The organism is Virgibacillus salexigens (assembly GCF_000723585.1).
Classification (GTDB): Bacteria; Bacillota; Bacilli; order Bacillales; family Amphibacillaceae; genus Virgibacillus; species Virgibacillus salexigens.
Window position 1 is genome coordinate 17,209 of the sequence record NZ_CCDP010000001.1, and the last position, 11,752, is coordinate 28,960.

The window sequence follows — 11,752 nt, forward strand, 5'->3', positions numbered from 1 at the left end:
TACCGAAAAATGATTGACAGACATCCAATCCTGCTGTATTATATTTTCTGTTGGCTAATTAGGCGGTGTAGCTCAGCTGGCGAGAGCGTACGGTTCATACCCGTGAGGTCGGGGGTTCGATCCCCTCCGCCGCCATCTATATAAAAACCCTACTATGTTTCTACATTAGTAGGGTTTTTATTTATGCATATGTGTGTATACCAAAAAGCAGCAGCCGTAAATTAATTTACGGCTGCTGCTTTTTTCGTATCTATCCTATAGAGCATTATTATATAGACAGCAACTGCTATCCTCTTTTAGCACCTCGACCCCCGCGTTTGGATTCCGTGTGCTTCTTCAAAGAGGCAAGACGGTCCTCTGAATCTTTAAGAAAACGATTCATTTTTGACTCAAAAGATTCCATCCGTTCACGGTTATCTCGTTGACGTTTTGGTTTATCTACAGCTTTTTTTATAGACAAGCCGATTTTTCCGTCTTTCTCGACATTAATAACTTTCACCTTTACTTCATCTCCTACGGAAAGGTGATCGTTAATGTCTTTTACATAGTTGTCAGCAACCTCACTAATATGAACAAGACCAGTAGTGCCTTGTTCAAGCTCTACAAAGGCCCCGAAATTAGTGATACCAGTTACCTTTCCTTGCAGCTTGCTGCCTACTTCAATTGACATAAAAAAAATGCTCCTCCTTAAAATTTTTAAGAAAACTAATATATCATCACTGATGAAGCTTCATCAGCTTACTATTATATTATAGCCAAGCAAACAAAAGTGTGTCAATAAGACGGATCTTCTTCAGGAATTTTGAAAATTAATTCTCCTTCTTTTGAAAAGAAATAATTCGTTCTTGCTATTTGTAATACGTAATCTTCATCTTTCAACAGCTCTACTTCTTCTTTTAAATTATTTTCTTGTTTCTCTAATTCAGCAAGATCTTGTTGTAAGGCTTCATATTCTTCCGTTTTTTCAGCATGAAGTACACGTTGTTTAATATGGTATGTTGCCATGCTCCCAAAAGCAATTACGGCGATTAAAGAAAAAAGCACAAGTCTGCGAATTAACCGCTTCTTCTTTCGCTTTTGCCTGTCAACGTACGCATCATATTGCTGCATATAATTAGAGTCTAATCTTGTTACCGTTTGTTTGTCTGAAGCCAACGATGGTTACCTCCTCTTAAACTTAACATACTTCATCACCTTAATACATATATTCTTCATTGTACTATAAAATCCTGCTACTTTGAAAATATATAATTGAATTTTTTCCGGTAATAGGCGATATATCAGTTGAAAGAACCATTTAAAAGGAGTTATGATAACCGTTAAAATAAAAAGGAGAATCGTTCCGATAATCTTTATAAGCCAAAGGACAATGGCGTAGACCAACTTCACGACCCATTTAATTGGAGAAATAATGAGAGCTTGTACAACATTTTCTATAAAACGATATATATTTGCTGCTATATGAATTAAATATTCAAGCAATTTTTTATATATGTTAGCAGCCACTGCTTGATAAAAGGCAAATCCCAATAAACAGGCCGCAATGATATAAAACCTTAATTCTCCCCCATTAATTCGAAATAAAATATAAAATAATAACATCGTTTGTGTTAGCCAAAAGCACACTTCCATCAGATAGGTCATTATCCGCCTATCTTTCCAATAGGCACTAAAGCGACGGAAGGTATCTTGAATCAATCCAAGATAAAACCCACCCGCAATCATTGTAATCATTGTTAGAAATTGCGTACTTAGACTCATTTAAATAACTTGCTAAAGAATCCTTTAGCCTTCTCCTGCTGCTCATCTACATAGGAAAGCTCATATATCTTACCTTTAATCGTTACTAGCCCTTCACCTACATCAAGATTCTTTAATTGCAGGTTTTGTCCGCGAACAATTAAATACCCCATAACTGTTTCCAATAAAAATTCTTCATTATCAAAGCTATCTACTTCTTTCACACCACTGATTTCTAGGTTTTTTCGATTATTAATCTTCACATAATGATCTGTTTGGACACGCGTTATATTTTCCTTATTTTCATAATAATTCATCGTAAAAGCCCTCCTTATCATTATTACTTTATGATAGGAGGGACAAGTATAGAACATAGTATTTTAATTATTTAATTTCTCTTCTTTGACAACTGTATATAACGACTCTGCTTCCTCTTTCTTTACTGTCTCACGCAAGTCATTAATATGGATAGTTACAAGTTTCTGGCCGAATTTAATAACAAGCTCATCACCAGCTGTTAACGTAGAAGAGGCCTTTGCTTGATTTCCATTGATTGTAATTCGGCCTTGATCAGCTACTTCCTTCGCTAATGTTCTACGCTTAATTAGTCTTGAAACTTTTAAAAACTTATCTAGTCTCATGTTATTCCCCCTTTTCCTTTGCCTGATTCCATAATTCATCCATTTCCTCTAACGTAGCATCTTGTGCACTGCTATTTTGTATTGCTAATTGTTGCTCAATGAACGAAAAACGGGAAATAAACTTCTCGTTTGTTCGATTTAATGCCACTTCAGGGTTGATCTTATAATACCTTGAAAGATTTGCAAGTACAAATAGAACATCTCCAAATTCTTTTTCCATTTCAAGCTTATTGGCTGCCTCCACCATTTCGTTAAACTCCTGTACTTCTTCATTCAGTTTTTCCCATATATCATTTTCGTCATCCCAATTAAAGCCAACTTTAGCCGCCTTCTTCTGTAATTGATAGGAGCGTGCAAGAGAAGGTAAATGTTTGGCCACCCCGTCTAAAATAGATGTACGTTTGTCGCCCTTTTCTTGCTTCTTCAACTGCTCCCAGTTAGAGATCACCTCTTCAACGGACTGCACATTTGTATCCCGAAAAACATGCGGATGTCGATGTATCATTTTATCAGTGATCGACCGAACGACATCGTCTATATTAAAATAGCCCCCATCCTCGCCAATTTGGCTATGTAACATTACTTGAAGAAGCACATCCCCAAGCTCTTCTACGATTCCTTCATCATCTTGATGATCAATGGCATCAATTAATTCATAGACTTCTTCAATTGCATACTCTCGTAAGGACTCATGTGTCTGTTTCCTATCCCAAGGGCATCCATCTGGTCCACGTAACAAACGAATAACATGACGCAGTTGTTGGAATGAATGATGTAATAAATGATCTGGAACAGGTGGAATATAAACACTTGTTAAGTTACTGATTTCCACCATACGATCCAGCTCTTCTAATGGAAGGGTAATAACTTCCTGAGTTTTGCTTCCGGCGGCTTCAACAATGGTGATTGGATAATCAGCAGGAAGATCCTCTAATAAAGTTAGTTTAACTTCCGAAGCAGTAAATTGGTCATACACTTGGCAAAAGATAAGATGATTTTGATAATTTATCTGGCTTCGATCAAATGATGTCGCATCTAGAAATTGAAGCCCATCAATTGGATCAATCTTTAAAGCAGTGTAAAGATCATCCAAATAACTTTTGCCACCAATAATATTCACCGGAACTTTTTGTTGTTCTAGTAGTAACTGAACTGTTTTTTCAGCAAGCATTGGATGTCCAGGCACAGCATAAATCACATTTTGTTCATTGGCTTTATGTAAAATGATGTCTACAATTCGTTCATAAACAGACGTAAATTGATCTTCTGATTCATAAATGGTATCAAAAGATTCTAAACGGACGCCTTCTTGCTGTAATCCATGCACCACTGGATGATCCATTGTTCTCATGAATATTGGATTAGAAGCAGAGATTAGTTTTTTATAAATGCCTAAAGGTAGCTGGTCCATATCACCTGCTCCTAGGCCGACAACTTCAACCTTATACATCGTTGTTCCTCCTAATATATAGTAACTGTTCCTATTTCATTTTAAAAAATTGGTTAAATGGAAGCATACGTAACTGTTTTTCTGTGAATGCTTGACATTTAATAAGCATGTATCCATATAGTAGAGCACCAGAAAGCGATATGAAAACGACATATATGAACAAGCTTATGCGAGAATTATCTAGCCAAGGCAAAGCGATCCACTCAACAATTGATAGATAGATCACCATGATGATCCCAGGAAAAATTAATGCCTTCCAGCGTAACATTTGCCAAAGGTGTAACATAGGTAATTTTCTTTGTAATTCGATTAATACAATACAGCTTAACAACAATAGAGAGAGAATGGTTGCTACCGCACTTCCCATTAGACCTAACTGCACAACTAGCACTTGATTCGCTATCCATTTAACAAAAAAAGCAAGCAGTATGAACAAGGCAATTCGTTTGATAAACCCTAGTGCCTGTAGAATAGAAGATGCTGTAATGGCGATCGAACTAAGTATAATTGATACAACTAATAATTGGAGTTCTAGTGTCCCCTGATTATCTTGGAAAAGCAATCGATTAACCTCTGGAAAGATAGCAACTAATCCAATTGTCGCTCCAAGGGCTAAATAAATACTAACCAGCATTGCTCCTCCAATATAAGGGTAGTACGTATTCGGTTCTTGTTTTATTTTTTTTAGAGAGATTGATGGCAGCAGTGCTAAAGCAAATGACGAGCCTAACACCGTTCCGAATTGAATTAATGGCTGGCCGCGATCAAATACCCCTTTAGCTTCCATTGCTGCTTCTTTCGAATAACCTGCTTCAATTAAGCTAGGAAACAACGTAAACGTATCTGCAAATTGAAGGATAAGTAAAATCATATGATTTAAGGCTGCAGCAATCCCTAAGATAAATATAGTACGTATATAATATTGCCATTGTATTTCCTCATTTTGCTGTTTCGCATATGGTTTCTTCTGCATAAACAAAACAATCAGGATAATACTTGAAGCAATTGCCCCAAGTATTGATGCTAAAACCGCCGCTCTACCAACTTGATATATATGGTCGCCTTCTTTAAAGATAAAAAGTGCTGCCAGGATAATAATAGTTACACGGACAAATTGTTCTACAACTTGAGAAAGAGCGGTTGGCTTCATCATATATTCACCTTGAAATACCCCACGAATGAATGATGAAAATGGTACAAGTAAGCATGCAAAAGCAGCAAATTGGTAGGTTGATGTTAAATGAGAGTCGCCTACCCAGCCTGCTATATACGGTGCATTGAAATAAAGAAAAAGAAATAAAATCGTACTTAATACAAATAAAATAAGAAAGACTGGTATATAAAAACCTCTGATAGATAGGGGGGTTCCTTGTGCTTTTAGCTCTACTGCCATTTTCGAGATGGCGGAAGGAAAACCATATAGGGTTAAAACAAATACAATACCTAAGATTGGGTAGATCTGCTGATAGACATAGAAACCGATGTCACCTGTTAGATTTTGTAATGGTATCCGATAACCTGCACTTAATAGTTTACTTATCAAACCAGCTAGTGTAAGCACTAACGCCCCTTTCACAAGCCGATTTGTTTCATTATCACTCATCAATAACTTACTTCCTTTTTGTTCTCACTTCTATTTCATTATAGCATAGCAAAAAACAACCTCGTATTAAACAAAAGCTGCCTTACCGTTTTGGTAAGACAGCTTCTGTTCGGGCTAATTCAACGAAGCAATAATCGTTGAGCCGAACGCAATGATGTTAAGCGTCCTCTTTACTTACCCTATACCAAAGAGAATAAGCTTTGAACAAACTAACAGGTTGAATAATCCTCAATAATGAAGTATTATTCCATTTGTTTGGCAAGGAAGCTTGCCGCTGTTTCTGCTGCTTTTTGCTCCACTTTCGTAAATGCCTCGCCATCTTTTGAAAAGACTAACACACAACCAATCGCATCCCCATTCGCAATAATAGGACTAATACAATAAGAATTCAGTTCTTGCTCATTTCCATCTATTATTTCTAATGGTTTCTGTTCTTTTTCTATTACTTGTGTACGACCCTCGATCATTTTAGCTATTTGGGAGCTAATGTTTTTGTTTAAGTAATCCTTTTTTGATTCTCCTGCTACCGCAATAATTTCATCGCGATCAGATATAATAACAGGTACATGCAGAGAGTCAAATAAAGCCTCTGCATATTCTTTTGCAAAATGACCCAACTCATTTATTGGAGAATATTTTTTTAGAATTACTTCCCCTTCTCTGTCCACATAAATCTCCAACGGATCTCCTTCACGTATCCGTAAGGTTCTTCTGATTTCCTTTGGAATTACTACCCTTCCTAGATCATCAATTCGACGGACAATTCCTGTTGCTTTCATACTAAGTAGCCTCACTTTCTAATGATGATTACTGCTCTCTTTTTACACTTCTAAATGTTTTCTGTATGTGTAAAAATCACCAGGTGTGTTTTTAGTATGATGCAATACAGGATATCTATACATAAGATACCAAAGTTTTACTCCGAGCGATTCGCCTCTTTCAATTTTCCAATGAATTCTTCAACCAGATCATAGCGTTGATGCTTCTTATCTTTTGTATATTTAAACACAATTTTTAACTTATTATTTTCTGTTCCTAGTTGAACACCTCGCCCAAATTCATTGGCAAGCTCAAATAATTTAGCCCCATCTATTTGTTGACTTCTGTTTTCATCTACTAACAGTTCAATCTTATTATTTTTTTCAGTAATGGATACAACCTTCTCTTTCTTAGCCATCAGCTTCAAAGTAGACACGGTGAATAAATGTTCTACTTCTTCTGGATAGTCACCAAATCGATCCATTAATTCGTCACGTAAGTCTTCTGCATCTCCGTTTTCATCCATTGCTTGAAATTGCTTATATATTTCAATTTTTTGTTTCTCATCATCAATGTACTCATCAGGAATATACGCATCAATAGATAAAGTGAGTTCCGGTTCAAAAGGAGTAATCTCTTCGATTTCTTTTCCTTCTTTACGAGCATCAATTGCTTCTTTTAGCATTTGTGAGTACATATCAAAACCAACGGAATCAATAAACCCATGTTGTTGTGCACCAAGCAGATTTCCTGCTCCTCGAATGGATAAGTCTCGCATGGCAATTTTAAAACCAGAACCCAGTTCGGTGAATTCTTTAATTGCTTGTAGGCGTTTTTCCGCAACTTCCGTTAATACTTTGTCTTTTTGATAGGTGAAGTAAGCATAAGCAACACGATTGGATCGGCCGACTCGACCTCTTAATTGATACAGTTGACTTAATCCCATTTTATCCGCGTCATTCACTATTAACGTGTTTACATTTGGTATATCGACACCAGTTTCAATAATTGTTGTACTTACAAGTACATCATATTCACCTTCTAAGAAAGCAAAAATAATATTTTCCAATTCCGTTTCGTTCATTTGTCCATGCGCTACAGCAATTCTTGCATCAACAAGCATACCAAGATCTCTTGCGACTTTGTCGATGTTTTCTACTCGATTATATAGGAAAAACACTTGCCCTCCTCGGGCCATCTCCCTTTCGATCGCTTCCCTCATAAAAATAGGATTATATTCCATCACATAAGTTTGGATCGGAAACCTATTCTCAGGTGGGGTCTCAATCACGGACAGATCACGTACACCTAGCATGGACATATGTAATGTCCTTGGAATTGGGGTAGCTGTCAATGTAAGTACATCTACATTTGTTTTTAGCTGTTTAATCTTTTCTTTATGCTTTACACCAAATCGCTGCTCTTCATCAACGACTAGAAGACCTAAATCTTGATAGTGTACATCCTTAGAAAGAATTCGATGGGTACCAATAACAACATCTACCGTACCTTTTTTTACCCCTTCTAGTGTTTCCTTCTGTTGTTTTCTTGTTCGGAACCTACTTAGCAAACCAATATTAATGGCATGATCTTGGAATCGCTCGCGAATCGTTTCAAAATGCTGTTGAGCTAAAATAGTCGTCGGAACCAATATAGCTACTTGTTTTCCATCCGCTATTGCTTTAAACGCTGCACGAATTGCCACTTCCGTTTTTCCATAGCCAACATCCCCACAAAGCAGCCGGTCCATTGGGCGCTCTCGTTCCATATCGTGTTTAATCTCTTCGATACATCGTAGCTGATCTTCTGTTTCCTGATATGGAAAGGACGCTTCAAACTCTCGTTGCATTTCGGTATCCTCAGAAAAGGCGTAACCTTTTTTTGCTTCTCTTTCTGCATATAATTTAATTAAATCGTCAGCAATATCTTCTACAGAAGACTGTACCTTCCGTTTTACTTTTGTCCATTCACTCCCGCCCAACTTATATAGTTTGGGCTCTTTTCCTTCCGATCCAACAAACTTTTGAACTTGATCGATTTGATCAATTGGCACAAACAGTTTATCGTCCCCAGAATATTTAATAAGCATATAATCTTTGTGTAGATCGTTTACTTGTAATGTTTCAATTCCTAGATACTTACCGATACCATGGTTCGCATGGACAACATAATCTCCAACTTTTAGCTCTTGGTAGTTTTTAATACGTTCTGCATTTGATATTTTTTGTTGCTTTCTTTTCCGCTTCGTACGCTTCTTAAAGAGTTCTTGTTCTGTTACCAATACCAATTTATGCATTGGTAATTCGATCCCATTCGTTACATTACCTACCGCAATCACTGGTTTATCAGATGGGAGAACCAATTTATCCGAGATAGGTATCTCCAAATTATAATCTATAAAGATAGAGTGAATCTTTTCAGCTCGCTCCTCATCTGGCGCTAATATAACGACAGAATAGTCTCCTTTTTCCCAACGCTTTAGCTCATTTTTAAATAAGTGCATTTGACCGTGGAATTCTTGCATTGGTCTTGAAGATAAATTAATAATATTTTGAGGCTGCGTATTCGGTATATGACGCAAGAAGACCGACATATACACACGAGGCTGCTTAATATTCGCCCAAATACGATACCAATCAAATGAGAATATACTTTTTTTCACCATCTGGTTTGACTCTAAGAGGCTACTATACCAATCAGCTTCCTCCTTATCTAGATGTACAGCTGTATCTTGTATGCGGCTCATCTCATCAAAAATAATCTGTCCATCTTGAGGGAGATAATCTAGTAGACTAGCAGGATTCTGATAAAGATATCCAATATATTTATACATTTCAGGGAAATGTTCGAGGTTTTTTAACCGTTCGATGTCACCTTTGATCGACTCCATTAATTTTTCTTTGGCTTCAGAAGATTTCAACGATTTTAACGTTTCAGACAGTGCTTCCTCTAAACGTTCGCCACCTGCATAAATATCCGATTCCGTTAAAAGTAACTCTGTTGCAGGCCCTACCGTAATATTTTGCAATTTATCTAATGAACGTTGTGTTTCTGCATCGAAATAACGAATAGAGTCTATCTCTTCATCAAATAGCTCAATGCGAATTGGATGTTTTTCGGTTATCGGATAAATATCTATGATTCCCCCACGTCTGCTAAACTCCCCTGGCGTAGTAACCATAGAAGCGCGTTCATACCCCATATCTACTAATGATGCTAAATAATGCTCTACGTCTATCTCTTCTCCAAGCTTAAATGGCAGTTGATAATTATTCCAATATTCCGGTGGGGGAAGTATTCGCTTAAGGGCAGCAACTGGCGCAATTAATATACCCGATTTATTTCTAGTCCAAGCAGTTAATGACTCAATCCGCTGACTTCGCAATTCTGGACTAGCAATTGCAATTTCTGACGCAATTAATTCATTAACCGGATAAAGATGCACATTATCCTCGCCATTGAATGCCGTGAGATCATCGTATAATTGTTGCGCTTGCACCAATTGATGTGTCACTAACAGCACAGGTTTATGGATAGCACCATGAATAATAGAGACAAGCAAGCTTCTCGCGGAACCGGATAGTCCAGCAACAAGTTGTTCTTCCATTCCATCTGATATTCCATTAATTATTGACTGTATATCCTCTTTCGACTGTAAGTAATTCTGTATACCTTTCATTCCTAAACCTCCACTTACCCTAGTAAATAACTAGAAAACCCTTACACCTATTTCATGGCCATCTTCTAGCATTCAGCAGCTTATATATTATCTTCATTTAAACTTATGGTAAAAACGCAAAAATGCCTTGGCTAAAAAACCAAAGCTGCTCTCTCTATTTTACTGTATAAAAAAATCTAATTCATGATAGTGTGGATGATGTCCTAAGGCATCCTCACAATTCTCGCAAATAGCCTTGATTTGTACATCACCGTTAGGTTTATAAGTAACCATCTCTTCTTTTTCCTTTGCTGTTAATTGATCTAACCCCAGCATAGATGTATCAACACGTTGCTGCTTTAGTTGCCCTATTTCCTGACCACAGTGTCTGCACATATACACAATAGACAAACTGGGAACCTCCTCGAATAACTTTAGCTAACAGTTAAAGTTTATCCGAATACCAAGTAAAATATACAAAAAGAGCTTTGTTAATGTGTGTTTCAACTTACTTCTTTTATGCTTATGAGCGGATTACTGATTATATTCATTCATCACTTCTGGAAAAGGAGCTTGCAACCAAGCTTCACATGCATCAGCAGCGCGTTTTATACTATCGCTAACGTCATCAGCTTCCCCTTTAGAAAAATCACTTAGCACATAATTTACAATGGAAATAGTTGAAGCGGTCGGTCTACCCACACCAATTCGTATTCGTTTGAATTCTTTTGTCCCTAAATGGTCAATAATTGAACGAATACCATTATGTCCACCATGTCCACCTTTCTGGCGTAAACGAATTCTTCCAGGAGACAAATCTAAATCGTCAAAAACAATTAAAACATCAGCTATATCTATATTGTAATACTCCATCAGCGGTCTGACAGCGTCCCCTGACAAATTCATGAAAGTCTGGGGCTCTATGAGCATGACCTTCTCACCATGCAGCGTAGCGATCGTATAATCTCCTTTAAATTTTGATTTATTTAAGTCCCATTGATGCCTTCTAAGTAATTCATCAATAACCATAAAGCCAACATTATGTCTTGTATGTTTATATTTTTTACCAGGGTTACCTAATCCTACAATACACTTCATAATCTTCTTCCTTTACTACAAAGTCTTCGTCACCGTTATCATACAATACAACAAACCCTCCTGTACAGGAGGGGTATATTGTAATATAGTTTAAAATATTAATTTTAATCTTCTTTTGATTCGTTCTCAGATTCAGGCTCTGCATCTACTAATTCAGGCTCTGCATTTTCGTCAGGAGCTTCTTCTACATCCTCCAACGTATCCGGCGGTACAATGGTTGCAATAGTAGTATCGGCTTCATCTAATAATTCGAAGTTTCCTGTTGTAGTTATATCTGAAATAGCAATGCTATCTCCTACCTCAAGTTCGGAAATATCTACTACAATTTCTTCTGGAATATCAGCAGGTTTAGCACGAACCTGTAACTCGTACATTGGTTGTTGTAGTACACCGCCATCTTTGGTCCCTTTTGCTTCACCTTCTAGGCGAAGTGCCACTTCAACATCCATTTCTTCTGCCATATTAACGATATAGAAATCAGCATGAATGAGCTCATCTTTCAACGGATCGATTTGATATTCATGTAACATAACATTTACTGGCTTATCATTGCCAACATTAAGTGAGATGATCGCATTTCTTCCTTCATCTCTTACTGTTTTTACTAGTTCAATGCTATCTACTGAAATCGATTTAGGATCGATTGCCTTTCCATATAAAACAGCTGGCACTCTACCGCTGTTTCTTATTTCTTTCGTTGCTGATTTTGTTTGATCCTCTCTTAAAGTTGCTGCTAATTTAACTGCCACGTTGATCACCCTCCAAATTATTTGAAAAACTTGACTTATCAAGATTTACGAATT

At 37.0% G+C, this 11,752-nt stretch carries 12 protein-coding genes and 1 tRNA gene; 1 reads left to right on the forward strand and 12 read right to left on the reverse strand.

What is annotated here, in order from left to right; all coding sequences use genetic code 11:
* Nucleotides 1-61 precede the first annotated feature (61 nt).
* Nucleotides 62-135 (forward strand) — tRNA-Met (locus BN990_RS00080).
* A 151-nt stretch (nt 136-286) separates the two neighbouring features.
* Here the strand turns inward: BN990_RS00080 and BN990_RS00085 are convergent.
* The 12 genes from BN990_RS00085 to BN990_RS00140 all read right to left on the reverse strand — a co-directional run bounded on the left by BN990_RS00085 (nt 287) and on the right by BN990_RS00140 (nt 11,698).
* Nucleotides 287-670, reverse strand: a complete 384-nt coding sequence (locus BN990_RS00085) for a S1 domain-containing RNA-binding protein (protein WP_021290367.1) — start codon at nt 668-670, stop codon at nt 287-289.
* 104 nt (nt 671-774) lie between these two features.
* Nucleotides 775-1,155 carry an FtsB family cell division protein gene (locus tag BN990_RS00090; protein WP_021290366.1) on the reverse strand — a complete coding sequence of 127 codons (381 nt, stop codon included), beginning with the start codon at nt 1,153-1,155 and terminating at the stop codon, nt 775-777.
* 6 nt (nt 1,156-1,161) lie between these two features.
* Complete coding sequence (yabQ, locus tag BN990_RS00095) at nt 1,162-1,761, reverse strand: spore cortex biosynthesis protein YabQ (RefSeq protein ID WP_021290365.1); 600 nt, start codon at nt 1,759-1,761, stop codon at nt 1,162-1,164.
* Nucleotides 1,758-2,057, reverse strand: coding sequence for a sporulation protein YabP (gene yabP, locus BN990_RS00100; RefSeq protein ID WP_021290364.1), 300 nt, complete (start codon nt 2,055-2,057; stop codon nt 1,758-1,760). Before yabP ends, yabQ begins: the two co-directional genes overlap by 4 nt.
* Before the next feature lie 63 nt (nt 2,058-2,120).
* On the reverse strand, nt 2,121-2,381 hold the full coding sequence (locus tag BN990_RS00105) for an RNA-binding S4 domain-containing protein (RefSeq protein ID WP_038241532.1): 261 nt from the start codon (nt 2,379-2,381) through the stop codon (nt 2,121-2,123).
* Nucleotide 2,382: 1 nt separating this feature from the next.
* The gene (gene yabN, locus BN990_RS00110; RefSeq protein ID WP_038241535.1) at nt 2,383-3,831 is read right to left on the reverse strand and encodes a bifunctional methyltransferase/pyrophosphohydrolase YabN; all 1,449 of its coding nucleotides are present in this window, start codon (nt 3,829-3,831) and stop codon (nt 2,383-2,385) included.
* A 31-nt stretch (nt 3,832-3,862) separates the two neighbouring features.
* The gene (locus BN990_RS00115; RefSeq protein ID WP_021290361.1) at nt 3,863-5,434 is read right to left on the reverse strand and encodes a putative polysaccharide biosynthesis protein; all 1,572 of its coding nucleotides are present in this window, start codon (nt 5,432-5,434) and stop codon (nt 3,863-3,865) included.
* A gap of 242 nt (nt 5,435-5,676) precedes the next feature.
* A complete protein-coding gene (gene spoVT, locus BN990_RS00120; RefSeq protein WP_021290360.1) occupies nt 5,677-6,213 on the reverse strand; it encodes a stage V sporulation protein T in 537 nt (178 codons plus the stop codon).
* A 137-nt stretch (nt 6,214-6,350) separates the two neighbouring features.
* Nucleotides 6,351-9,872, reverse strand: a complete 3,522-nt coding sequence (gene mfd / locus BN990_RS00125) for a transcription-repair coupling factor (RefSeq protein WP_021290359.1) — start codon at nt 9,870-9,872, stop codon at nt 6,351-6,353.
* Between the two features lie 159 nt (nt 9,873-10,031).
* Nucleotides 10,032-10,253 carry an anti-sigma-F factor Fin family protein gene (locus tag BN990_RS00130; RefSeq protein ID WP_306465020.1) on the reverse strand — a complete coding sequence of 74 codons (222 nt, stop codon included), beginning with the start codon at nt 10,251-10,253 and terminating at the stop codon, nt 10,032-10,034.
* A gap of 132 nt (nt 10,254-10,385) precedes the next feature.
* On the reverse strand, nt 10,386-10,949 hold the full coding sequence (pth, locus tag BN990_RS00135; RefSeq protein ID WP_021290357.1) for an aminoacyl-tRNA hydrolase: 564 nt from the start codon (nt 10,947-10,949) through the stop codon (nt 10,386-10,388).
* A gap of 104 nt (nt 10,950-11,053) precedes the next feature.
* The gene (locus tag BN990_RS00140) at nt 11,054-11,698 is read right to left on the reverse strand and encodes a 50S ribosomal protein L25/general stress protein Ctc (RefSeq protein ID WP_021290356.1); all 645 of its coding nucleotides are present in this window, start codon (nt 11,696-11,698) and stop codon (nt 11,054-11,056) included.
* Nucleotides 11,699-11,752: the final 54 nt, after the last annotated feature.

Excerpts from the sequence above, each read along its gene's own strand:
- BN990_RS00085 (WP_021290367.1), bottom strand. The coding sequence starts at position 670 with ATGTCAATTGAAGTAGGCAGCAAGCTGCAAGGAAAGGTAACTGGTATC.
- yabQ (WP_021290365.1), bottom strand. The coding sequence starts at position 1,761 with ATGAGTCTAAGTACGCAATTTCTAACAATGATTACAATGATTGCGGGT.
- yabP (WP_021290364.1), bottom strand. The coding sequence starts at position 2,057 with ATGAATTATTATGAAAATAAGGAAAATATAACGCGTGTCCAAACAGAT.
- BN990_RS00105 (WP_038241532.1), bottom strand. The coding sequence starts at position 2,381 with ATGAGACTAGATAAGTTTTTAAAAGTTTCAAGACTAATTAAGCGTAGA.
- yabN (WP_038241535.1), bottom strand. The coding sequence starts at position 3,831 with ATGTATAAGGTTGAAGTTGTCGGCCTAGGAGCAGGTGATATGGACCAG.
- BN990_RS00115 (WP_021290361.1), bottom strand. The coding sequence starts at position 5,434 with ATGAGTGATAATGAAACAAATCGGCTTGTGAAAGGGGCGTTAGTGCTT.
- spoVT (WP_021290360.1), bottom strand. The coding sequence starts at position 6,213 with ATGAAAGCAACAGGAATTGTCCGTCGAATTGATGATCTAGGAAGGGTA.
- mfd (WP_021290359.1), bottom strand. The coding sequence starts at position 9,872 with ATGAAAGGTATACAGAATTACTTACAGTCGAAAGAGGATATACAGTCA.
- pth (WP_021290357.1), bottom strand. The coding sequence starts at position 10,949 with ATGAAGTGTATTGTAGGATTAGGTAACCCTGGTAAAAAATATAAACAT.